Annotated in this window: 21 protein-coding genes and 1 riboswitch; of the genes, 5 read left to right on the top strand and 16 right to left on the bottom strand. The window is 68.0% G+C overall.

Annotated elements, in window-relative coordinates; genetic code table 11:
- Nucleotides 1-61: 61 nt before the first annotated feature.
- The gene (locus DEBA_RS03875) at nt 62-805 is read right to left on the bottom strand and encodes an IclR family transcriptional regulator (RefSeq protein ID WP_013257600.1); all 744 of its coding nucleotides are present in this window, start codon (nt 803-805) and stop codon (nt 62-64) included.
- Nucleotides 806-945: 140 nt separating this feature from the next.
- The gene (locus DEBA_RS03870; protein WP_013257599.1) at nt 946-2,082 is read right to left on the bottom strand and encodes an adenosylcobinamide amidohydrolase; all 1,137 of its coding nucleotides are present in this window, start codon (nt 2,080-2,082) and stop codon (nt 946-948) included.
- A gap of 98 nt (nt 2,083-2,180) precedes the next feature.
- A riboswitch (cobalamin riboswitch) is annotated at nt 2,181-2,372 on the top strand.
- A gap of 182 nt (nt 2,373-2,554) precedes the next feature.
- Between DEBA_RS03870 and DEBA_RS03865 the strand changes: the two genes are divergently transcribed.
- Nucleotides 2,555-4,537, top strand: a complete 1,983-nt coding sequence (locus tag DEBA_RS03865; protein ID WP_013257598.1) for a TonB-dependent receptor — start codon at nt 2,555-2,557, stop codon at nt 4,535-4,537.
- 77 nt (nt 4,538-4,614) lie between these two features.
- Here DEBA_RS03865 and DEBA_RS03860 read toward each other — a convergent pair whose 3' ends face one another.
- From DEBA_RS03860 to tilS, 10 genes are read right to left on the bottom strand one after another with little or no spacing between them, the layout of a single operon-like run.
- Complete coding sequence (locus DEBA_RS03860; RefSeq protein WP_013257597.1) at nt 4,615-6,066, bottom strand: UDP-N-acetylmuramate--L-alanine ligase; 1,452 nt, start codon at nt 6,064-6,066, stop codon at nt 4,615-4,617.
- On the bottom strand, nt 6,063-7,124 hold the full coding sequence (locus tag DEBA_RS03855) for a serine hydrolase domain-containing protein (protein ID WP_013257596.1): 1,062 nt from the start codon (nt 7,122-7,124) through the stop codon (nt 6,063-6,065). The genes DEBA_RS03860 and DEBA_RS03855 overlap by 4 nt, the downstream gene beginning before the upstream one ends.
- On the bottom strand, nt 7,121-8,020 hold the full coding sequence (locus tag DEBA_RS03850) for a S66 peptidase family protein (protein ID WP_013257595.1): 900 nt from the start codon (nt 8,018-8,020) through the stop codon (nt 7,121-7,123). Before DEBA_RS03850 ends, DEBA_RS03855 begins: the two co-directional genes overlap by 4 nt.
- Nucleotides 8,017-8,784, bottom strand: a complete 768-nt coding sequence (locus DEBA_RS03845) for a type III pantothenate kinase (protein ID WP_013257594.1) — start codon at nt 8,782-8,784, stop codon at nt 8,017-8,019. The genes DEBA_RS03850 and DEBA_RS03845 overlap by 4 nt, the downstream gene beginning before the upstream one ends.
- Before the next feature lie 22 nt (nt 8,785-8,806).
- On the bottom strand, nt 8,807-10,177 hold the full coding sequence (gene glmM / locus DEBA_RS03840) for a phosphoglucosamine mutase (protein WP_013257593.1): 1,371 nt from the start codon (nt 10,175-10,177) through the stop codon (nt 8,807-8,809).
- 33 nt (nt 10,178-10,210) lie between these two features.
- Nucleotides 10,211-10,861: a CdaR family protein gene (locus tag DEBA_RS03835; RefSeq protein WP_013257592.1), complete on the bottom strand. Its 651-nt coding sequence runs from the start codon at nt 10,859-10,861 to the stop codon at nt 10,211-10,213.
- Entirely contained in the window at nt 10,854-11,696 is an 843-nt protein-coding gene (cdaA, locus tag DEBA_RS03830; RefSeq protein ID WP_013257591.1) for a diadenylate cyclase CdaA, read from the bottom strand. The genes DEBA_RS03835 and cdaA overlap by 8 nt, the downstream gene beginning before the upstream one ends.
- Nucleotides 11,696-12,556 (bottom strand): dihydropteroate synthase, encoded by an 861-nt coding sequence (gene folP / locus DEBA_RS03825; protein ID WP_187288583.1) that lies wholly within the window; start codon nt 12,554-12,556, stop codon nt 11,696-11,698. Before folP ends, cdaA begins: the two co-directional genes overlap by 1 nt.
- Nucleotides 12,549-14,483 carry an ATP-dependent zinc metalloprotease FtsH gene (ftsH, locus tag DEBA_RS03820; protein ID WP_083779081.1) on the bottom strand — a complete coding sequence of 645 codons (1,935 nt, stop codon included), beginning with the start codon at nt 14,481-14,483 and terminating at the stop codon, nt 12,549-12,551. Before ftsH ends, folP begins: the two co-directional genes overlap by 8 nt.
- A gap of 20 nt (nt 14,484-14,503) precedes the next feature.
- Entirely contained in the window at nt 14,504-15,904 is a 1,401-nt protein-coding gene (gene tilS, locus DEBA_RS03815) for a tRNA lysidine(34) synthetase TilS (RefSeq protein ID WP_013257588.1), read from the bottom strand.
- An 82-nt stretch (nt 15,905-15,986) separates the two neighbouring features.
- On the opposite strand from tilS, the gene DEBA_RS03810 reads away from it, so the two are divergent.
- The 4 genes from DEBA_RS03810 to amrA are packed head-to-tail and all read left to right on the top strand — an operon-like array spanning nt 15,987 to nt 17,867.
- Nucleotides 15,987-16,427 carry an MOSC domain-containing protein gene (locus DEBA_RS03810; protein ID WP_013257587.1) on the top strand — a complete coding sequence of 147 codons (441 nt, stop codon included), beginning with the start codon at nt 15,987-15,989 and terminating at the stop codon, nt 16,425-16,427.
- A complete protein-coding gene (locus DEBA_RS03805; protein WP_013257586.1) occupies nt 16,427-16,819 on the top strand; it encodes a hypothetical protein in 393 nt (130 codons plus the stop codon). The genes DEBA_RS03810 and DEBA_RS03805 overlap by 1 nt, the downstream gene beginning before the upstream one ends.
- The gene (locus DEBA_RS03800; RefSeq protein WP_013257585.1) at nt 16,816-17,313 is read left to right on the top strand and encodes an NUDIX domain-containing protein; all 498 of its coding nucleotides are present in this window, start codon (nt 16,816-16,818) and stop codon (nt 17,311-17,313) included. Before DEBA_RS03805 ends, DEBA_RS03800 begins: the two co-directional genes overlap by 4 nt.
- Complete coding sequence (gene amrA / locus DEBA_RS03795; protein ID WP_013257584.1) at nt 17,310-17,867, top strand: AmmeMemoRadiSam system protein A; 558 nt, start codon at nt 17,310-17,312, stop codon at nt 17,865-17,867. The genes DEBA_RS03800 and amrA overlap by 4 nt, the downstream gene beginning before the upstream one ends.
- Nucleotides 17,868-17,922: 55 nt before the next feature.
- On the opposite strand, the gene coaD is transcribed toward amrA, so the two are convergent.
- From coaD to DEBA_RS03775, 4 genes are all read right to left on the bottom strand, one after another.
- Complete coding sequence (gene coaD, locus DEBA_RS03790) at nt 17,923-18,417, bottom strand: pantetheine-phosphate adenylyltransferase (protein WP_013257583.1); 495 nt, start codon at nt 18,415-18,417, stop codon at nt 17,923-17,925.
- Entirely contained in the window at nt 18,414-18,983 is a 570-nt protein-coding gene (rsmD, locus tag DEBA_RS03785) for a 16S rRNA (guanine(966)-N(2))-methyltransferase RsmD (protein ID WP_013257582.1), read from the bottom strand. The genes coaD and rsmD overlap by 4 nt, the downstream gene beginning before the upstream one ends.
- Nucleotides 18,984-19,007: 24 nt before the next feature.
- Nucleotides 19,008-20,033: an aspartate-semialdehyde dehydrogenase gene (locus tag DEBA_RS03780; protein ID WP_013257581.1), complete on the bottom strand. Its 1,026-nt coding sequence runs from the start codon at nt 20,031-20,033 to the stop codon at nt 19,008-19,010.
- 204 nt (nt 20,034-20,237) lie between these two features.
- Nucleotides 20,238-21,788: a 2-isopropylmalate synthase gene (locus tag DEBA_RS03775; protein WP_013257580.1), complete on the bottom strand. Its 1,551-nt coding sequence runs from the start codon at nt 21,786-21,788 to the stop codon at nt 20,238-20,240.
- Nucleotides 21,789-21,810: the final 22 nt, after the last annotated feature.

Here is a 21,810-nt window from a genome sequence, read left to right as displayed (position 1 = left end):
TGGCCAACTCCTTTGGCGAACGGACGCTTCAGCGCCCGGTTGCGTGATGGGCCGGGCCCGGCTAGGCCATGGCCCGAGAGATCTCCGTGGCGGCGGCAAGCAGCAGACGCGCCAGCTCCCGGCCATCCCTGCCGGCCAGTTGCTCCGGCGCGGCCGAAAGGCTGACCGAACCGGCGACGACGCCGCGCTCCTTGATCGGCGCGGCCCGGCAGCACAGGCCCAGCAAAAACTCCTCGTTGTCCTCGGCGAAACCCTGGCGGCGAAATTCGCCAAGTTGCCGCTCCAGAGCCTGACGATCGATGAGCGTGTTGGGCGTGAACCTCTCCAGTTTGGCCGCATCCAACCAGCGGGCCAGGTCGGCGGCCGGCAGGCTCATCAACACGGCCTTGCCGATGGCCGAACAGTGGGCCGGCACGCGGGGGCCCATCTGGTTGAGCGGCGGGCTGGGCATGCCCGGAAAAGCCGTCAACGCCACCAGCATGGCCGGCCGTTCCCAGACGGCCAAGCGGGCGTTGAGGCCGGTGTCGTTGGCCAGGCGCTGGACCGCGCCCTGGCCGACGCGGTTGAGCTTCAGGCTGGCGGTGAGCATGGCCCCCAACTCGAAAAGCTTCATGCCCAGGCTGTACTTGCGCGTCTCGGCGTCTTGGCGCAGCAGGCCGCGCGCCTTCAAAGTGCTGGCCAGGCCGTGGACGGTGGTCTTGGAAAGGCCCAGGGCGGCGGCGATCTCGGTGATGCCCAGCCGGGTGGCTTCGGCCGAAAAGAGTGACATTATATCCACCGCCCGATCGATCGACTGCACGCTCATGTTGACCTCGACACGCCCTCTCGTTGCGCATGGCTATGGGCGCGGCGGGCGCACCGGTTCCGCATGGCCGAACCATGTTCGGTCATCCAGTAAAACAAATCGCGTTTTGTCGTGTCAACCGAGTTTTAGGGCCGACGGGGTCAGCGCCACTTGCGGGCAAAGCCCAGGGCCAGGGCCTGGCAGGCCAGGTCAAAGACCTGCTCCGGCGCGTGGCCCATGGGCGGGGCCAGGCTTTGGCGCAAGGCGGGCCAAAGCTCTGGCGCGCCGCAGGCGGCCACGGCCATCTGGGCGGCCTGGGCGGCCAGGATCTCCGGCGCGGCGCTGGCGGGCAAGATGCCCCAGGCCAGTTCGTCGGCGACGTGGGCCAGGGCGGCGGCGGCGGCCACGGTGGGCGGGTCGCGGTCGATGACGTCGAAGTTTTGCCGCAAGAGCGCCGCGTGGTCGCCATCCAGCAGCGCGGCCGCGCTCGCGGCCAGGTCGCGGCCGGCGGCGAAACGGGCCAGATGGGCCCGGCACGAGCATTGCCCCGAGGCGCTGAGGTCGTTCTGCACGGCCAGGGTTTCCTTGATGGCCTGGATGGCGCTTTCGGCGATGAGCTGGCCCAGCTTGGTGTGCTTGCTGGGGCTGGTGGCCGGCGTCCCGCCCAGGCGGGCGGCGATGACGATCTGATCGGTGCCGGTGCCGGTGGCCGGCCCGCTGGAGTAGCGCGAGCCGATGGCCAACTCTTGCAGGGCGACGGCCTTGGCCTCGGTGGCGGTGATCACCGCGCGGACCATGCCGCCGGCGGTCAGTTCCTGGCCGAGGAAAAACATCAGGTTGATGGTGCCGTGGGCCGGCGGGCCGTCTTGGGCCAAGTCCTCGAAACGGCCGTCGTGCTCGTGGTGCGTGGCCGGATCGCCGGCCCGGCCGGCGTTGCCCTCCACGCCGGCGGTGGCCAGGCAAAAGACCTCCACCCCCCGAAAGGCTAGGCCGACCAGGGCGGCGTTCATCATGTTGGCGGCGGTGGCCATGCCGGCGCTCGTTTCAGGCGGCGCGCCGGCGGCCTGGCAGACCATGCGGCGATAGGCGATGGGGTCTTCCCAGGCGTTGATGGCGGCGTTGTGGCTGGGGCCGGAGGGCTCGCAGACCTGGTGGTTGTAGACGCATTCCAGGTCGTCGCGCAGGCCGCCGGCGGCCCGGCAGGTGCTTATCACCCGGTGCGGTCGCAGGAAACGGCCATAGATGAATTTTTCGACGCGGTGGATCTCCACGGCGTCGTAGCAAGTGGCGATGAGCATCACAGCCTCCAGTCTTTCGCGCCCGCCGCCAATCATAGGCCATCGTCGCCGGCCGCGCAAACCAACCCTTGACATGGGCGTTTTTTTGACATAGATGTTACAAAATATCGCGCGACGGCGCCCTTTCGGGCTCAATGGGGAAGACGGTGCGATTCCGTCACGGTCCCGCCGCTGTAACCGGGGACGAAGGCCGAAATAACGCCACTGGATGGTCCAACAAGCCGTCCGGGAAGGCTCGGCCGCTAGGTTGATCCGGAAGTCAGAAGACCTGCCGCCAGCGCATGGGCGTTTTATCCGGCGAAGGACCGGTGCGCGCGTTGTTTTTTGGGCAATGCGACCGCGCGTGGACGCCTGTCTGGGGCGGTGAAGCAAGCTGGGTGCAATCCCCCAGTCCCTTTCACAGGGGCTGGGGGTTTTTTTATTGCCCCGGCCCGGCTTACCACGTCAAGGGTGGAGAAAAAGGAGCTAGTCGATGAAGCGATCGAGCAAACTGGCCGGGGCGATCTGCGCGGTGTTGCTGTTGTGGCTGAACCAACCGGCCCTGGCCGCCGACCAGGCCGATCAGGCCTACGCCCTGCCCGAGACCTCCGTCTCGGCCAACCGCTGGGAGCAGGAACTGGATAAACTGCCCCGCAACGTGACCATCATCACCCGCCAGCAGATCGAAGAGCAAAATCCCATGTCGGTGGTGGAGCTGCTCAAGGGCGTGCCCGGCCTTTATGTAATGCAGTCGGACACCTATGGCACATACGCCGAAATTTCCATGCGCGGCATGGGCTATCCGGCCTCGGCCAAGACGCTGGTGACCGTCGACGGCCGGCGGCAAAACCTCATCGACGGCAACGGCGTTGACTTCAGCACCATCCCCGTCGACAACATCGAGCGCATCGAGGTGCTGCACGGCCCGGCCGGCGTGCTCTACGGCGACTCCGCCGTGGGCGGCGTGATCAACATCATCACCCGCAAGGGCTCCGGCCCGGCCGGCGGCACGGTCAGCGCCCAATACGGCAGCTACGACATGTATGGCTTCAAGGGCAACTTCAAGGGGGCCACCGAATACATGGACTGGTTCGTGGCCGCCCGCTACGACGACGCCGACGGCTACCGCGACGAAAACCACACCCGCATCAAGGGCGCCAACTTCAAAACCGACTTCTACCCCAACCAGACCTGGAGCTTTTTGGTCGACGGCGTGATCAACCAGGCCAACTTCGGCGTGCCCGGCTCGCTGACCAAGGCCCAGATGGACCGCGACCGCCGCATGGCCAGCTATGCCGGGGCCTATTACGAGAACAAGAACCAGGCCATCCGCGGCCAGGTCAAGGGCGATTTTCAGCGTTGTGGCCTGGTGACCATGGATCTGGCCTTCCGCAAGTGGCAATCCGAGGCCGAGGTCTGGAGCCACGGCGACAACGACAGCAAGATCTACGACATCCAGCCCAAATACGTCCTCGACTCCACCGTGGGCGGCTTTGCCAACCGCCTGACCGCCGGCGTGGACTACAGCCATTGGGACGTGGACTACGACTCCTTCGACCTGACCAGCAAGGCCTGGCAATACTCCCATGAATTCAAGATGGACAGCCTGGCCGGCTACGCCCTGAACGAGTTTTCGCTGACCAAGGACTTGGTCCTGAACGTCGGCGCGCGCTACCAGGATCAAAAATACGACCTGGCCTCGCGGTTGGTCGGCGGGGCCGGCCCCACCGACACGCCGGGCGACGAACAATGGGCCTGGACCGCGGGCATGGTCTACAACTTCGCGCCGGGCTCCAAGGTCTTCGGCCGGGTGGCGCGGGCCTTCCGCTTCCCCCGCGTTGACGAATACACCAGCTATTACAGCGGCGCGCACTGGGATCTCAAGCCCGAGACGGCCATGAACTACGAGCTGGGCGCCGAGTGGCAGTTCATGCCCGGCGCGCGCCTGTCGCTGACCGGCTACATCATCAACATGAACGACGAGATCGTCTGGAACGGCGTGACCTATCGCAACGAAAACCTCGATGAGACCAAGCACCAGGGCGTCGAGGCGGCCGTGCACGTGCCCGTGTGCAAGTGGGCCTACGTCTTTGGCAACCTGACCTACCAAGACGCCACCATGGCCAACGGCCCCTACGACGGCAACAAGATCCCCCTGGCCCCCGAGTGGATGGCCGCCGCCGGCGTGGGCCTGGAGCCCCTCTCCGGCCTGAACGTGCTGCTGCGCTGGAATTATTACGGCCAGCGCTACCTGGGCAACGACTACGCCAACGCTTTCGACAAGATGGACGCCTACAACACCATCGACGCCGCCGTCAGCTATCGCTGGCAGCGCTACAAGGTCTTTGTCAACGCCACCAACATCTTTGGCGAGGACTACAGCACCCTGGGCTACTGCAACGCCTGGAGCGGGGTAAGCACCTACTACCCCATGCCCGAGGCCCAGGTCTGGGGCGGCGTGAGCATCGATTTCTAGCGGCCGCCCGCGTCAGCAAAACCAAGCCCCCGGCCGGATCACGGTCGGGGGCTTTTCGCGGCGCGGTCGGGTTTTTTTCAGGCCAGGGCCGCCAGCAGCCTGGCGTGCAGCCCCTCAAAAGCGCCGTTGCTCATGATCAGGCACAGGTCGCCGGGCCGCAGTTCGGCCAGCAGTTCGGCCAGCAGGCCATCGCCGTTAGCCAGAGCCCGGGCTTGCAGGCCGCGCTCGGCCAAGTCTTGGGCCAGGCGGGTCGAGGAAAAGCGCCTGGACGCCTCGATGGCCTCGGCGCCGGGCGGCTCGCGCAACAAAACCAGGTCGGCCCGGTCAAAGGCCGTGGCGTATTCGGCCTGGAAGTGATTGGTCTTGCTGGTGTTGGTGCGCGGCTCGAACACGGCGATCAAACGCCCGTCGCCGGGCCGCCAGCCGGGCAGGCCAAAGTCGGCCACGGCGGCGATGGTCTCGCGCACGGCCGTGGGATGATGGGCGAAATCATCGACCACGGTCACCCCGCCGGCCCGGTCGCGCACCTCCTGGCGACGGCGCACGCCCTGGAACAGGCCCTGCACGCGGCAAGCCTCGGCCAGGGCCACGCCGCCGGCGGTCATGGCCGCCACGGCCGCGCAGGCGTTGAGGGCGTTGTGCCGCCCGGCCAGCGGCGAGTAAAATTCGACCGCCGGGCCGCCGGGCGGTTGCAACTCGATGAGCGCCCCGCCTTGGGGGGACGGGCGGGCGGCCAACAGCCGCCAAAGGCATTGCGGCCCCTGGCCATAGGTCTGCACTGGGCAGCGGGCCTTTTGGGCGCGGGCCAGCACCTCGGGGTCGTCGCCCCAGGCGATGAGCACGCCCTCGGGCGGGATCAGGGCGGCGAACTGGTCAAAGGCCACGCGCACGGCGTCCAGGTCGGCGTAGATGTCGGCGTGGTCGAACTCCACGCTGGTCAGCACGCCGATTTTTGGGCGATAGTGCACGAATTTCGGTCGCTTGTCAAAAAAAGCCGTGTCGTATTCGTCGCCTTCGACCACGAAATGGGCCCCCCGGCCGTCGGCGAAATTGCGTCCGCCCTCGATCATCACCCCGCCCACCAAAAAGCCCGGCGCGGCCCCGGCGTGAAGCAAGCCGCTGGCCGTGAGCGCGGTGGTGGTGGTCTTGCCGTGGGTGCCGGCGATGACGATGGCGGTCTTGTCGGCGATGAACAGCTCGGCCAGGGCCTGGGGCAGCGAAAGGTAGCACAGCCCGCGCCGGGCCAGTTCCATGGCCTCGGGGTTGTCGCGGCGGATGACGTTGCCCACCACCACCAGATCGGGCGGCGGGTCGAGGTTGGCCGGGTCGTAGCCCTGGGCCACGGGGACGCCCTTGGCGGCCAGGAAGGTGCTCATGGGCGGATAGAGCGGCCCGTCGGAGCCGCGCACATCAAGGCCGCGATCGGCCAGCGCGCCGGCCAGCGCGCCCATGGCCACGCCGCCCACGCCCATGAGATGGACGCTTCGCAGGCGCTGGGGCAAGCAGTTCAGCGTGGGGTCGAGGGTCAAGAAGTTTCTCCCAAGGCGCGCCAGGCCAGTTGGTGGACTTGGCGGCGGAAGGGGCCGATGGCGTCGTTGGCTCGGCCCAGGGCCACGCGGTTGGTCAGCAAAACCACGCCGCGTCGGCTGGCCGGGTGCAGCCACATGCTCACCCCCGTGAAGCCCAGGTGGCCGACCACGCCGGCCGGGGCGTTGGGGCCGGCGGCGCTTTCCGGGCCGCAGGGCGTGTCCAGCCCGGCGGTGCGCGTGGAGCCGGGCGTGGCGGCGTCGACGTGAAAAAGCGGCGCGACGATCTGGGCCGGCCAGGGGCCCTCGCCGGCAGTCAGCCGGGCCATGGCCGCCATCAGGGCCACCACCTGGGCCGACGCGCCGAAAAGCCCGCTGTGGCCGGCCACGCCGCCCATGGCAAAGGCGTTTTCGTCTTCGACCTGGCCGTGGATCAGCGGCCGGCCGGGCAGCGGCCCGCAAGGGGCGATGCGCGAAAGGGCGATGGGGGCCGGGCCGCCGGTGGGGTTGAAGCGCGGGGCGTCGCTGAGACCCAGCCTGGCGTGGGTCTGGGCCACGGCCGTCTCCAGCAGCACGCCCGCGGCCTCCTCCAGCAGCAGGCCAAGCAGCATGTAGCCCAGGTCGCTGTAGACCGCCCGCGCGCCCGGCGGGGCCTCCAGGGGCTCGTTGAGCAGCATGGCCTTGAGTAGCCCCCGGCGGGCGCTGGGCGCGGCCAGCTTTTCCAGGGCCTGATAAAAGGGCCGGTGAGCCGGCAGGCCCGATGCGTGGCAAAGCAGGTGGGCGACGCTGATGGGCCGCTTGTCGGGCGGGGTCACATCACCCCAGACCTGGCCCAGGGTGGCCTCCAGGGGCAAGACGCCATCGGCGGCCAGGTCAAAGGCCAACAGCGCCGTGGCCAGGGGCTTGGTCAGCGAGGCCAGGTCGAAGTAGGTGTCGGGCTCGGCCGCGCCGGCGCTCAGCCGGCAGCCGGCTTCACTGCCCTGCCACAGGTGCAGGACCATGGCCGGGGCCACGCCCCGGGCCACGCCGTCGTCCAGCATGGCTTGCAGTTTTTCGATCACAGGTCCAACCCCGTTTCCAGCAGGCCGGCCGCGCCGTCGAGGCGGGCCCGTGCGCCCATGGGCAGGATGCGGTTGCGCGCGCCGTGGCCAAAGGGCAGATCCCAGACCAACGGCAGGCCCCGGACGCGCAGGCGGTTCATGAGCGCCTCCAGGTGCTCGGGCGGGCTCTGGCCGGCGGCGTCGAGGCCGCCCAGGGCCACGCCGGCCACCCGATCCAGCAGGCCGGTCAGCTCCAGCTTGGTGATCATGCGATCCAGGCGATAGGGGGCCTCGCCGGTGTCTTCCAGGCAGAGGATGGCCCCGTCCAGATCGGGCTGCCACGGCGTGCCGACCAGGTGGCAGAGCATGGTCAGGTTGCCGCCCAGCAGAGGGCCCTCGGCCACGCCGCCGCCGGCCCCCTGGCCCGTCAAGCGCCCCGGCCAGGGCGGCCGCCCGGCCAACAGCGCGCTCACGTCGGCCAGGCTGGCCTGGTCCAGCCGGGGCAGTTGGGTCAGCACCGGGCCGTGCAGGCCGACCAGGCCCCGACAGGCCAGGGCCAGCACCAGGCAGGTAATGTCGGAAAAGCCCAGCAGGCACTTGCCGGCGGCGGCCATGGCCGGTAGATCCAGCAGCGGCAGCAGCCTGGAGGAGCCAAAACCGCCCCGCGCGCAGACGATCAGGTCCACCGTTTCGTCGGCCCACAGCCGGCCCAGGCGCGCGGCCCGTTGCTGGTCGGGCCCGGCCAGATAGCCCTCGGCCGTGGCCAGACCTTCGGCCAGCAGCGGACGCTGGCCGACCAGGGCGCGCAAGGCCTCCAGGCCGGCGGCCAGGGCCACGGGCTCGACCCGGCCGGCCGGGGCGGTCACGGCCACCGCGCGGCCCGGCCGGGGCCAGATCGGCGCGCGGGCGGCGGTCATTGATTGCGCTGGTAGAGGATGCGCAGGCCGTCCAGGGTCAGCAGTTCGTCGATATCCTCCAGCGTCTCCGACTGGGTGGCGATGACCCTGGCCAGGCCGCCGGTGGCGATGACCTTGCTCTGCAAGCCGCGCTCGGCGTTGATCGCCCGCACCAGGCCGTCGACCAGGCCGGCGTAACCGAAAACAATGCCGGCGTTCATCGCGCTGATGGTGTCCTTGGCCACGGCGGCCTTGGGCTGATTGAAGATCTCGACCCGGGGCAGCTTGCTGGCGCGGGTGAACAGAGCGTCCATGCTGATGCTGATGCCCGGCGCGATGGCCCCGCCCAGGTATTCGCCCTTGGCCGAGATGCAGTCGAAGGTGGTGGCCGTGCCGAAATCGACCACGATCAGGTCGCAGCGGTGGCGCTCATAGGCGGCCACGGCGTTGACGATGCGGTCGGCCCCCACTTCGCGGGGGTTGTCGTAGAGGATGGGCATGCCCGTTTTCATGCCCGGCCCCACGAACATGGGGTTCATGTCCAGGTAGCGCCGACAGAACTGATTGAAGGCGTTGACCACCGGCGGCACCACGCAGGAGATGATCACCCCGCGGATGCTGCTGAGCGACAGGGGGCTGTTGGCAAAGAGGTTTTTGATCAAGATCGCCAGTTCGTCGCGGGTGCGTTCTGGCTCGGTGCGCACCCGCCAATCGGCCACCAGTTTTTCTTGCTGGAAGACGCCGATAACAGTGTTGGTGTTGCCCACGTCAATGGCAAGTAGCATCGAAAAACTCCAGAGCTTGTTATCAAGCGCCCAGTTCGGCCACGACCACCCGCCGCAGCTCCTCGGCCGCCTCGTTCATCAGATCCACATCGGCCGCCTCGACCATGATGCGCAGCTTGGCCTCGGTGCCCGAATAACGCACCAGCAAGCGGCCCGTCTGGCCCAGGCGCTCTTCCTGGGTTTTGATCGCCGCCACCAGGCCCGGAACCTGGGCGATGGGCGTGCGTTGGCGCACGGGCACGTTGATCAGCACCTGGGGCAGGCGGGTCATCACGGCGGCCAGTTCACTCAAGCGCTTGCCGGTGCGCACCATGATCGCCAACACCTGTAGGGCGCTGACGACGCCATCGCCGGTGGTGTTGTGATCCAAAAACAGAATGTGGCCGCTCTGTTCGCCGCCCAGGTTGTAGCCACCCTGGCGCATGGCCTCGACCACGTAGCGGTCGCCGACCTTGGTGCGCAGCATGCGCACGCCACGTTCGCGCAGGCACAGCTCCAGGCCCAGGTTGGACATCACCGTGGCCACCACCGTGGCGTGGTTGAGCACGCCTTGATCCATCAAATAATCGGCGCAGACGGCCATGATCTGATCGCCATCGACGACCTGGCCTTTTTCGTCGACCATGATCAGGCGGTCGCCGTCTCCGTCGAAGGCCAGGCCCAGGTCGGCCTCGTGCTGGCGGACCAGGGCGGCGGTGTTTTCCGGGTGCAGCGCGCCGCATTGGGCGTTGATGTTGCGGCCGTCGGGCTCGACGCCGCTGAGGATGACGTCGGCGCCCAGTTCGGCAAACACCGCCGGGGCCACGCGGTAGGTCGCGCCGTTGGCGCAGTCGATGACGATGCGCAGCCCGTCGAGGGTCAGCTCGTCGGGGAATGTGCGCTTGGCGAAGACGATGTAGCGGCCGGCGGCGTCATCGATGCGCCTGGCCCGGCCGACCTTGCCGGCCTCGGGGGCCTGCTCGGGCGCGCGGCAGGAGGCGGCGCACAAGGCGTAGTTTTCGATGAGCGTCTCGGTTTCGTCGGGCAGCTTGTAGCCATCGCGGGCGAAGATCTTGATGCCGTTGTCCTCGTAGGGATTGTGGCTGGCGCTGATGACGATGCCGGCGTCGGCGCGCATGCTGCGGGTGAGAAAGGCGATGGCCGGCGTGGGCATGGGGCCCATCAGCAGGGCGTCGCCGCCCATGGAGCAGATGCCGGCCACCAGGGCGTTTTCAAACATGTAGCCCGACAGGCGGGTGTCCTTGCCGATGATCACCTTGTGCTTGGCCTTGCCGCGCCGAAACACGGCGGCCACGCCCTGGCCGATGGCCAGAGCCATCTCCACGGTCATGGGGTGAACGTTGGCCACGCCGCGCACGCCGTCGGTGCCGAAGATTCTGGCTTGCCCTTCCATGAAACCTCGCCGCGAACCCGGCCAACGCCGGGGTTAGATACTTGCCGCCTTGATGGAAATAATGGCCTTGACCGTCGTCGGCGAGACCAGCACGGAGCGGCCGGCCGGCCGGCGCAGTTCGACGAGCTTTTCGGTGGATTGGCTCAGCCCGCTGACGCTGATCTGCTCGCTCCAGATCCAATCCAGCTCGGCCAAGTCTTTTTGCAGGCCGCTGACGGTGACCATGGGCGGGTCGAAGGTCACCGCCTCCAACTCGAAGCCGTCGGCCGGCTGGCCCTTGATCACCGGGCTGACCCGCACCTGGCGCGAAAAGCGCTCAACCAGCTTCAGGCGGATCTCCGAGGGGCTCACGCGCACCACGCTGACCCACGGCGGCAGCGAGATGTCCTCGACGCCCAGCCGGAAGACGTGCTCGCCGGCGGCCAGGCCCTTGAGGTTGACCTGCTTGACCGGCCGCCGCTCGGCCACGCCACGCACCAGCGTGCGCGGGCCGTAGAGGCGCAGATCAAGCTCCGGGGCCACCTCGCCATCGACAACCAGATTCGGGCTCTGGCCAAAGACCTCTACCGGAACTTTCACCGTGATTTCGGCCTTTTCCACGCCGACCACGATCAGCCACAGCATCACCGAAAAAAACAGGGCCAGCAGCTTCAACTGCCAATTGTTGCGCAGGCGCTCAAGCACGGTCTTTGTCCTTGGAGAAACCGCCGGCCAGATGGCGCAGGCCGCCCCACAAACGGGCGGCGACGGTTTGGTTCGGGTCGGTCTGGGGGAACAGCTCGCCCAGCTTTTGCTGCAACTGCTCGACCTCCAGCGGCCCCACCAACTTGCCGCCCAGGGCCAGGCTGATCTGGCCTCGCTCCTCACTGACCACCACCACCACCGCATCGCTCTCGGACGAAAGGCCCATGGCCGCCAGGTGCCGCGAACCCAGCCGGCGGCCGGCCTCGGCGTCCTTGGCCAGGGGCAACATGCAGCGGGCCACGCGAATCTTGCCGCCCTCGATGACCACCGCGCCGTCGTGCAACGGCCCCGTGACCTGGAAGATGCTCACCAACAACTCGGCCGAGACCTGGGCCTCGATCTTGACGCTGCCTTCGATGTAGTCTTCCAGGCCGGTGCGCCGCTCCAGCACCATCAGCGCGCCGGTGCGCCGCCGGGCCATGATGCCGGCGGCCGTGGCCACATCGCGCAGGGTGTCGGCTTGAGGCGCGTGGTTGGCAAAGATCGAGCGCTGGCCCATGCGCGTCAGGGCCCGGCGGATGTCGGCCTGGAAGATGACGATGACCACCACCACCAACGACGACAGAAACGAGGTGATCAGCCAGTTGGTGGCCACCATGTCCAGTTCGCGGCTGAGCCACCACACCGCCATCACCAGGCCCAGGCCGGTGAGCATCTGCATGGCCCTGGTGCCGCGCACCAAGAGGATTATCTGGTAAAAGACAAAGGCCACCAGGGCGATGTCGGCCAGATCCTGCCAGCGCAATTGTTGCAAAAGCGCCAGGAGATCGCCCATCAGCGGGGCTCCCGGGCCATGACGGCGTCGCAGACCGCCAGGGCGTCACGCAGGGGGGCCACGTCGTGGACGCGCACGATATCGGCGCCCAGGGCCGCGCCCAGCACGTGCGCGCCCAGCGTGCCCCACAGGCGCAGCTCCACCGGCCGGCCGGTCAGCTGACCGATGAAGGCCTTGCGGCTGGCCCCCAACAGCAGCGGATAGCCCAACTCGGCCAGGCGCGGCAGGTTGCGCAGCAGGCTCAGGTTGTGTTCGAGATTTTTGCCAAAGCCGATGCCCGGATCGATAATGATGCGCCCGCGCGCCACGCCGGCGGCCTCCACCGCCTGGGCCCGCTGGACCAGATAAGCGCCGACCTCGGCCACCACGTCGTCGTAGGCGGGGCTTTGCTGCATGGTCTTTGGCGTGCCCAACATGTGCATCAACACCACCGCCGCGCCGCTTTCGACGGCCACGGCGGTCATGGCCGGGTCGCCGGTCAGGGCGGTGACGTCGTTGATGAGGCGCGCCCCGGCCGCCATGGCCGCAGCGGCCACCTGGGCCTTGTTGGTGTCGATGCTGATGACGGCCTCGCACTGGCGGGCCAGGCCGGCGATCACCGGGACGACCCTGGCGATCTCTTCCTCGGCCGAAACCGGGTCGGAGCCGGGCCGGGTCGATTCGCCGCCCACGTCGAGGATGTCGGCCCCCTGGGCCACCAGGCTCAGGCCATGGGCCACGGCCGCTTCTATATCTTGATAACGACCGCCGTCGGAAAACGAATCGGGCGTGACGTTGACCACGCCCATGATCAGCGTGCGCTCGCCCAGCTCCAACGCGCCGCCGCCGGGCAGATCCAGCCGACGTTTGACTCTATGCATCTGGTTCATCCGCGCCTTCCCTGGCCCGCGCGGCGGACCAGGGCTCGCTTTCCACCGGGCCGTCGCCGGGCAGGTCGCGGGGGGCGGCCGGCTCGGGCGGCGGGGCGGGCGCGGCGGCGGGCTTGGCTTTTTTGCGCGGGCCGCCGCGCACGATGGATTCGACCGCATCGGCGTCGAGGGTCTCTTCCTCCAGCAGCGCCGCGGCCAGGGCGTCGAGCTTGTCGCGGTGGGCGCGCAGGATGCCGATCGCCGTCTCGTGGGCCTCGTGGACAAAGCGGCGCACCTCGTCGTCGATGGCCACGGCCGTGCGCTCGGAGTAATCGCGTTGCGAGCCAAGCTCGCGGCCCAGGAAGGGGTGCTCCTCGCGGCGGCCAAAGGAGGCCGGGCCGATCACCTCGCTCATGCCCCATTCGCAGACCATCTTGCGGGCCAGATCGGTGGCCCGTTCAATGTCGTTGCCCGCGCCGGTGGTGATCTTGTCCAACGCCACTTCCTCGGCCGCCCGGCCGCCCATGAACACGGCCAGGTTGTTGACCAGATAGTCGCGCGGGTAGGTGTGGCGCTCGTCCACGGGCAATTGCTGAGTCAGGCCCAGGGCCCGGCCGCGGGGGATGATCGTCACCTTGTGCACGGGGTCGGTGCCGGGCAGCATCATGGCCACCAGGGCGTGGCCGGCCTCGTGCAGGGCGGTGGTGCGCTTTTCTTCGTCGCTGAGGATCAGGCTGCGGCGCTCGGTGCCCATGAGCACCTTGTCCTTGGCCCGCTCGAAATCGAGCATGCCGATGACGTCTTTGTTCTCGCGGGCGGCCAGCAGGGCGGCCTCGTTGACCATGTTCTCCAGGTCGGCCCCCGAAAAGCCCGGCGTGCCCCGGGCCAGCACGGCCAGATCGACATCCGGGCCCAGGGGCGTGCGACGGGTGTGCACATGCAGCACCTTTTCGCGGCCGCGCACGTCGGGCACGGGCACCACGACCTGGCGGTCGAAACGGCCGGGCCGCAGCAGGGCCGGATCAAGTACGTCGGGCCGGTTGGTGGCGGCGATGAGGATCACGCCCTCGTTGGACTCGAAGCCGTCCATCTCCACCAGCAGCTGGTTGAGGGTCTGCTCGCGCTCGTCGTGACCGCCGCCCAGGCCCGCGCCGCGATGGCGGCCCACCGCGTCGATCTCGTCGATGAAGATGATGCACGGGGCCTGTTTTTTGCCCTGGGTGAACAGGTCGCGCACGCGGCTGGCCCCCACGCCCACGAACATCTCGACAAAGTCCGAGCCGCTGATCGAGAAAAACGGCACGCCCGCCTCGCCGGCGATGGCCCGGGCCAGCAGAGTCTTGCCCGTGCCAGGCGAGCCCACCAGCAGCACGCCCTTGGGGATGCGTCCGCCCAGGCGGGTGAATTTCTTGGGCTCGCGTAGAAATTCGACGATCTCGGCCAGCTCTTCCTTGGCTTCCTCGACGCCGGCCACGTCCTCGAAGGTGATGCGCCGGCCGCCGGGCTCGGTCATCAGTTGGGCCCGGCTCTTGCCGAAGCTCATGGCCTTGCCGCCGCCGGATTGCATCTGGCGCATGAAAAAAATCCACACGCCGATCAGCAACAGCATCGGGAACCACGAGGCCAGAAGCGTCATGTACCACGGCGACTCGTCGGCCGGCTTGGCCGTGATGCGCACGCCCTTGGCCCGCAGGTTTTTGATCAGCTCCGGGTCGTCGGGCACGAAGGTGCGGAAATGCACGCCATCGCGCTTGTCGCCACTGACCTCCTGGCCCTGGATCGACACCCGGCTGACCTGGCCCTGGTCGACGGCGTCCATGAACTCGGAATAGGACACCGAGGCGCTACTCTGGCTGCGCTGGTTGAACATGTTGAACAACAGCACCATCATCAGGCTGATGACCAACCAGAGGGCCAGGTTTTTAAATAACGGATTGATGGGGGGTTTGTTCCCTTGCGTCATGGCTCGGCCCAGGTTGGGAGTGGCAACTCACGGTCCGAAATCGGACCTTTGAACTCAATACTATATGGCCAGTTTGCCAAGCTGTCAACGAGGCTTAGCTCCAACAGCGGCCCATCGGCCCTCACCCTGGCCCGCTGGGCCGGGGCCAGCGGCCAGACCCACCACGGACCGCCCTCGTCGGCCACGACCAGCAGGCGTTTTCGCCACCACGGCGGGACCTTGCGGTCGATGGCGATCTTGCTCAGCCGCTTGGCTCCCGGCGCGCCCAGCGGCCAAAAACGCATGCCCGGCCAGGGCCAGCAAAGCTCCAGCGGCCAGCGCACATCCTCAAGCGGCAGCCAGGCCCGACCACCCCTGGCCCGAAGCGTCGCGCCGGGGGCCACTTCCCGCGCCAGCAGCGCCGTGCCCAGCGCCGGCAGATCCACCAGGCCGGGGCCGTCCAGCCGGACGCGTAGCGGCGGCGGATCAACGTCCGGGGCCAGGCGCAGATGTTCGTGCTCGCGCCAGGCCCGCAAGCCAAAAGGCAAGGTCAGGCTCTTGCCGGCGGCCATGGTCAGCAGGCGCTCCAGGCCCGCCACGTGGTCAAAGAGCAGGTGCTGGCCACCGCCCAGCAGCCGGCCTGCGATGTGGCGCATCATGCGTCGCCGCAAAAACGGCGGCTGGGCCAGCAGCCAGCCCAGCGACAGGCAGAGGCTTGCGCCCTCGCGGCGACCGTGGGCGGCCAAGGCGTCATCGAGCAGGCCGCGCCAATAATCTTCCTCGTCGGCCAGCAGGCCGGCCAGGCGGGCCAGGGCCTCGTCGGCGCGGGGGTTGATCAGTTGGCGACACAGGGGCAAAACGGCGTGGCGCAGGCGGTTGCGCTGATAGGCCCGATCGGCGTTGCTGGGGTCTTCGCGCCAGGGCTGGCCCAGGGCGGCCAGATAATCGCGCAGTTCCCGGCCGCGCACGGCCAGCAGCGGCCGCCACAGCGGGCCGGACCGGGGCCGCATGGCCGCCAGGCCGCCGGGGCCCGCGCCGGTCAAAAGCCGGGCCAGCACCGTCTCGGCCTGATCGTCGATGGTGTGGGCCAGGGCCACGGCCACGGCGTCCAGTTCCTCGGCCAGGGCCAATAGCGCCTGACGGCGCGCCCGGCGCGCGGCGTCCTCGGGCGAAAGCCCCGCCTGCCTGGCCACGACCCTGACCACCCGACACTCCAGGCCCAGCGCCCCGGCCAGATCGGCCACGAAGGCGGCGTCGACGGCCGAATCCGCCCGCAGACCGTGGTCCACGTGGCCCACCACCAGCCGCCAGCCCCGCTCGGACGCCTGCTCGGCCAACAGCCGCAGCATCGCCACCGAATCGGCCCCGCCGCTGACCGCCGCGACCAGCGTCCCCGGCCCCGGCCACGGCTTGGCCAAGGGCGGTCGCGGTGCGTCCTTGACGCCGGCCGCCGCTGGATATAAGTTCTGATGAGAACCTTTTTTTTCGGGGTCCAAAATCATGAGCCACGCGGAAGTAGTCTCGGTCAACATCAGCCTGGAAAAAGGCCTGCCCAAAACGCCCATCGCCGAAGGTCGCCTGGAGCCCGACGTGGGCCTGGTCGGCGACGCCCACGCCGGCCCATGGCACAGGCAGCTTTCGCTGTTGGCCATGGAGTCAATTGATATCATGCGCCAACGGGGAGCCGAGGTAAACCCCGGCGATTTCGCCGAAAACATTACCACCCGGGGTCTTTGTCTGCACACCCTGCCGGTGGGGACGCTGCTGCAGATCGGCCCGGTGCGCGCCGCCGTCACCCAGATCGGCAAGGAATGCCACGCCGGCTGCGCCATCCGCCAGAAAGTGGGCGACTGTATCATGCCCCGCCAGGGCATTTTCGTGCGCGTGCTCAACGCCGGGACGGTGCGCCCCGGCGATGCGGTGCGTTTGCTGGAGGATTAGTGCCGGCCGAGGTCACCGCCATCAGCGGGCGCGCCTGCGCCTATTACCTGGCCGGCCGTTGCGCCCGCACGCGCAGCCAGGCCGAATCGGCGGCGGCCTTCTGCCCGATGATGCAGGCCCGGGGCAAACTGGGGGCCCAGACCCGCGATCGCCTCAACCGCCTCGATCGCCTGGCCGACCCCAACGACCGCGAGGTGGCCCGACGGCACATCATGCAAAAGACCGCCGAGGCCATCGGCGCGCTGAAGTGCCCCGACTTCGTCCCCGACGTCCATGGCCAAATCTGCATCCACCAGCACCTGATCTATTGCCAACTGCTTTTGCCGCCCTGCCCCGGGCGTTGCGAGGATTTTCTGCCCCGCGCCAAGCCGGGGCCAAGGGCCCAGCCATGAGACGCGATCTGCTTTGCCCCAGTTGCGGGGCCACCGTCGAGGCCTACCGCAACCCCGTCCCCACCGCCGACATGATCATCGAGTTGACCGGCGGCGGCCAGCCGGGGCCGGTGGTGCTGGTGCGTCGGGCCAACCCGCCCCTGGGCTGGGCCCTGCCCGGCGGCTTTGTCGACTACGGCGAAAGCGCCGCCCACGCCGCCCGCCGCGAGGCCCTGGAAGAGACCGGCCTGCGGGTCGAGGTGCTGGCCCTGATCGGCGTTTACGGCCGGCCCGAGCGTGACCCGCGCCAACACACCATCACCACCGCCTACGCCGGGCGAGCCAGCGGCCAACCCATCGCCGGCGACGACGCCGCCGCCGTGGCCGCCTTCGCCCTGGACAAGCTGCCCCCGGATATCTGTTTCGATCACCGGCAAATCTTGGACGACTACCGCGCTTGGCGGCTGGGCCTGCGGCCGGCCGCGCCGGTCAGCGCCATGGAGCTGATGGAATGAGCCAAGCCCTTTCGCCCGAGGACAAAAAACGCCTGCTGGCCATCGCCCGCCAGACCGTCGAGGACGCCTCCGTCGGCCGCGCGCCCCGCGCCTGGCCGACCGCGCCCGGCCAACCCCCCGACGAACGCGGCGCCTTTGTCACCCTGCACAAAAACGGCCAACTGCGCGGCTGCATCGGCAACTTTGTCGGCGACGGCTCGCTGGAGCGCACGGTGAGCCAGATGGCCGTGGCCGCCGCCAGCCAGGATCCGCGCTTCCGACCGCTGCGGCCCGACGAACTGGCCGAGATCGACATCGAGGTCAGCGTGCTTTCGCCGCTGGAGCGGATCGACGACCCGGAGTTGATCGAGGTCGGCCGCCACGGAATCTATCTGATCAGCCCCCGGGGCCGGGGCGTGCTGCTGCCACAGGTGGCCGTCGAGCAGGGCTGGGACCGCTGGACGTTTCTGGATCACACCTGCCTGAAGGCCGGCCTGAACCCCGGTTGTTGGCGCGAGCCGGAGGTGAATATTTTCATCTTCAGCGCCGATATCTTTGGCGAAAGCCAAGCCTGACACGGGCGCGGACGAAAGCCAGGGCTGACGCCCGCCGATCACCCGGCATCAGCCGTCAGCGGGCCGCGCGCAGTTGGGCGAACTTCTCGGCCAGACGGCGCTCGACCAACTGGGGCACCAGGCCGCTGATGTTGCCGCCCAGGCTGGCCGCCTCCTTGATGATCGTCGAACTGACGTAGAACCACTTGTAGTCGGTCATCAAAAAGACCGTTTGCACGTCTTTGTTGATCTTGCGGTTCATCAGGGCCATCTGAAATTCGTATTCGAAGTCGCTCATGGCGCGCATGCCGCGCAGCACCACGTTGCTGCCCAGGCCAGTGACGTAGTCCATCAGCAGGCCGTCAAAGCTCTCGGCGCGCACGCCGTTCATGTTGCGGGTGACCTCGCCGATGATCTCCAGGCGCTCGTCGACGGTGAAGAGGCTCTTTTTTTCGGAGTTGCGGCCGATGGCCACCACGATTCGCGGGAATATCTCCAGGGCGCGCCGCAGGATGGACAGGTGCCCGTTGGTGATCGGGTCGAAGGAGCCTGGGTAAACGGCCAGCGTCATTGTGCATCCCCAGCGGGCGCGGCGGGCACGCCCAGAAATGTTAGCTCGGTTTGTCCATAGGCCCGGTGGTCGATGATCACCAGGCCAGTTTGCGGCGGGGCCTCGCCGGGCGCGTGCTCGATGACCAGCACGCCGCCCGGGGCCAGGAAGCCAGGCCGCGCGCCCAGGCGGGCCAACCGCGCCACGAAACCCTGGCCATAGGGCGGATCGGCCAGGGCCAAGTCAAAGGGCCCCTGCTCCAGCAAGCGCTGGCTGGCCATGGCCGCGTCGGCCATCAGCACCCGTCCGCGCGCCTCCAGGCCCAGGCCGGCCAGATTCTGGGCGATCAGCCGGCAGACCAGCCGACGCCGTTCGACAAACAAACACCAGGCCGCCCCACGGCTGAGGGCCTCCACGCCCAGGGCCCCGGAGCCGGCGAACAGGTCGCAGACCCGCGCGCCCGACGTGCGCCCGCCCAAGATATTGAACAAGGCCTGGCGCACCTTGGCCGCGGTGGGCCTGGTGTCGTGGCCGGCCGGGGCCTTCAGCGCGCGCCCGCGCAGCTCGCCGCCGCAGACCTTGAGCATGATCCGGCCCCGGCCGCGCCCTGGCTAGATGTGGCCGCCGGCGATCAACAGCTCGGCGATCTGCACGGCGTTTGCCGCCGCGCCCTTGCGGATGTTGTCGGCCACCAGCCACAGGTCCAGGCCCTTTTCCTGGCTGACGTCCTCGCGAATGCGCCCGACCAGGGTCAGATCCTGGCCGGCGGCGTCCAGGGGCATGGGGTAGAGCTTGTTGGCCGGGTCGTCGACGACCTTGACGCCGGGGGCCTTGGCCAGGGCCTCGCGGGCCTGCTGGGCGCTGATCTTCCTGGCGGTGGTGATGTTGCAGGCCTCGCTGTGGCCGTAGATCACCGGCACGCGCACGCAGGTGGCGCTGACCTTGATGGTCGGGTCTTCCATGATCTTGACGGTCTCGTGGACCATCTTCATTTCTTCCTTGGTGTAGCCGTTGTCGAGGAAAATATCGATGTGGGGCAACACGTTCTGGGCGATGACGTGGGGGTAGACCTTGGCCTGGGGCTGGGCGTCCTGGCAATAGATGGCCTTGAGTTGGCCTTGCAGCTCAACGATGGCCTTCTGGCCCGTGCCGCTGACGGCCTGGTAGGTGCTGACCACCACCCGCTCGATGCCGGCCAGGTCGTGGATGGGCTTGAGCACCACCACCATCTGGATCGTCGAACAGTTGGGGTTGGCGATGATGCCTTTTTTCTTGAAACCGGCCACGGCGTGGGGGTTGACCTCGGGCACGACCAGGGGCACCTCCGGGTCCATGCGCCAGGCCGCCGAGTTGTCGATGACCACCGCCCCGGCCTGGGCCGCCTTGGGCGACCACTCCAGGCTGGTGCCGCCGCCGGCCGAGAACAAGGCGATGTCCACGCCCTGGAACGAGCCCTCGCCCAAGACCTGGACCTCGATGTCCTCGCCTTTGTATTTAAGCCTTTTGCCCCGCGAGCGCTCGGAGGCCAACAGCCTCAACTCGCCGATGGGAAAATCGCGCTCTTCCAGGCACTGGATCATCTGGTTGCCGACCGCGCCGGTGGCGCCGGCCACGGCTACACGGTATTGCTTGCTCATCGCTCGCCTCGCCTTGGTTCCCCCGGGTCGGGGGGCTTGGGGATTGCTCTCTGTTGGCCTGGCGGCCGCCGGTCTTTTTTACTAGCCCACCGGGCCGCCGAATGCAAATTTTTTTGCCGATATACACCACAAGCGGCCCAAAAGCAAACCGGCCCGAGGCGCGCGCCCCGGGCCGGCTGGCCAAACACGATCGACGCGAAGGCCCTAGAGTTGACGCTCGCCGGGGGTCAGCTCCATTTTCTGGGTTTTGTTGTATTCCAGACGGTTGATGCCGTTGAGGAAGGCCTTGGCCGAGGCCACCAGGATGTCGGAGTCGGCGCCCTTGCCCAGGGCCTCGTTGCCGTTTTCCTGGAGCTTGACCGTCACCTCGCCCTGGGCGTCGACGCCGCCGGTGATGCTGGCCACGCCATAGCGCATAAGCTTGGCCTGGGTGCCGGTGATCTTGCGGATGGCGTTGTAGACCGCGTCCACCGGGCCGACGCCAAAGGCCGCCTCACGGCGCAGGCTGTCGCCATCGAAAACACGAACGGTGGCCACGGGCTCGACCTCGGTGCCGGCCATGACGTTGAGGTAATCGAGCTTCCAACGCAGGGGTATGCGCAGGATCTCGTCGGCGATCAACGCTTCCAAGTCGTCGTTTTCAATCTCTTTTTTCTTGTCTGCCAGCCGCTTGAACGCCTCGAAGAGGCTCTCGCACTGCTGCCGGTCCAACTCGTAGCCGTTGCCCGACAGCCAATTGCGCAGCGCCGCCCGGCCCGAGTGCTTGCCCAACACCACCGTGTTGCTGGCCAGGCCCACTTCCTCGGGGGTCATGATCTCGTAGGTCAGCGGCTGTTTGAGCACGCCGTCGACGTGGATGCCCGATTCGTGGGCAAAGGCGTTGGCCCCGACGATGGCCTTGTTGGGCTGCACGGGCAGGCCGCTGATCATCGTCACCAAGCGGCTGGTGGAATGAATCTCGGCCTTGTTGACGCCGGTGATCAGGCCCAGTTCCTTCTGGCGGGTGGCCAGGGTCATGATCACTTCCTCGAGGGCGGCGTTGCCGGCCCGCTCGCCGATGCCGTTGATGCAGCCCTCCACCTGGCGCGCGCCGGCCCGCACGCCGGCGATGCTGTTGGCCACGGCGTGACCCAGGTCGTCGTGGCAGTGCACGCTGAGGGTGGCCCGCGCCACCTCGGGCACGTTGGCCCGGATATAGCTTATGCGCTCGTAAAACTCGTGGGGCAAGGCGTAGCCGACGGTGTCGGGGATGTTGATGGTGGTGGCCCCGGCCTCCAGGGCGACGCGCACGCACTGGCACAAAAAGTCCGGGTCGCTGCGGCTGGCGTCCTCGGCGCTCCACTGCACGTCCTCGCAGAGGCCGCGGGCGTGGCCCACGCCGCTTCGGATCTCGTCGAGCACCTGCTGGCGGGTCATTTGCAGCTTGTATTGCAGGTGGATGTCGCTGGTGGCCAAAAATACGTGGATGCGCGGTTTTTCGGCCTCGCGCACGGCCTGCCAGCAACGTTCGATGTCGGCCGGCCGGGTGCGCGAAAGGCCGCAGACCACCGGCCCGCCGCGCAGATCGCCGGCAATCAGGCGCACGGCCTCGAAATCGCCTGGGCTGGCCGCCGGAAAGCCGGCCTCGATGATGTCCACGCCCAGTTTGGCCAATTTGCGGGCCAGGCGCAGTTTTTCTTCCTTGTTCATGGACGCGCCGGGCGACTGCTCGCCGTCGCGAAGGGTGGTGTCGAATATTTTCACGTAGTTGGACATGATCGCACGCTCCCAAACAAAA

Origin of the sequence: Desulfarculus baarsii DSM 2075, from assembly GCF_000143965.1 — a bacterium.
Lineage (GTDB): Bacteria > Desulfobacterota > Desulfarculia > Desulfarculales > Desulfarculaceae > Desulfarculus > Desulfarculus baarsii.
This window is presented reverse-complemented; position numbering and strand designations above follow the sequence as displayed.

Bases quoted from the DNA above. Each gene is read 5' to 3' on its own strand.
- DEBA_RS03875 (WP_013257600.1), bottom strand. From the start codon at position 805: ATGAGCGTGCAGTCGATCGATCGGGCGGTGGATATAATGTCACTCTTT.
- DEBA_RS03870 (WP_013257599.1), bottom strand. From the start codon at position 2,082: ATGCTCATCGCCACTTGCTACGACGCCGTGGAGATCCACCGCGTCGAA.
- DEBA_RS03865 (WP_013257598.1), top strand. From the start codon at position 2,555: ATGAAGCGATCGAGCAAACTGGCCGGGGCGATCTGCGCGGTGTTGCTG.
- DEBA_RS03850 (WP_013257595.1), bottom strand. From the start codon at position 8,020: ATGACCGCCGCCCGCGCGCCGATCTGGCCCCGGCCGGGCCGCGCGGTG.
- DEBA_RS03845 (WP_013257594.1), bottom strand. From the start codon at position 8,784: ATGCTACTTGCCATTGACGTGGGCAACACCAACACTGTTATCGGCGTC.
- glmM (WP_013257593.1), bottom strand. From the start codon at position 10,177: ATGGAAGGGCAAGCCAGAATCTTCGGCACCGACGGCGTGCGCGGCGTG.
- cdaA (WP_013257591.1), bottom strand. From the start codon at position 11,696: ATGGGCGATCTCCTGGCGCTTTTGCAACAATTGCGCTGGCAGGATCTG.
- folP (WP_187288583.1), bottom strand. From the start codon at position 12,556: ATGCATAGAGTCAAACGTCGGCTGGATCTGCCCGGCGGCGGCGCGTTG.
- DEBA_RS03810 (WP_013257587.1), top strand. From the start codon at position 15,987: ATGAGCCACGCGGAAGTAGTCTCGGTCAACATCAGCCTGGAAAAAGGC.
- DEBA_RS03800 (WP_013257585.1), top strand. From the start codon at position 16,816: ATGAGACGCGATCTGCTTTGCCCCAGTTGCGGGGCCACCGTCGAGGCC.
- amrA (WP_013257584.1), top strand. From the start codon at position 17,310: ATGAGCCAAGCCCTTTCGCCCGAGGACAAAAAACGCCTGCTGGCCATC.
- coaD (WP_013257583.1), bottom strand. From the start codon at position 18,417: ATGACGCTGGCCGTTTACCCAGGCTCCTTCGACCCGATCACCAACGGG.
- rsmD (WP_013257582.1), bottom strand. From the start codon at position 18,983: ATGCTCAAGGTCTGCGGCGGCGAGCTGCGCGGGCGCGCGCTGAAGGCC.
- DEBA_RS03780 (WP_013257581.1), bottom strand. From the start codon at position 20,033: ATGAGCAAGCAATACCGTGTAGCCGTGGCCGGCGCCACCGGCGCGGTC.
- DEBA_RS03775 (WP_013257580.1), bottom strand. From the start codon at position 21,788: ATGTCCAACTACGTGAAAATATTCGACACCACCCTTCGCGACGGCGAG.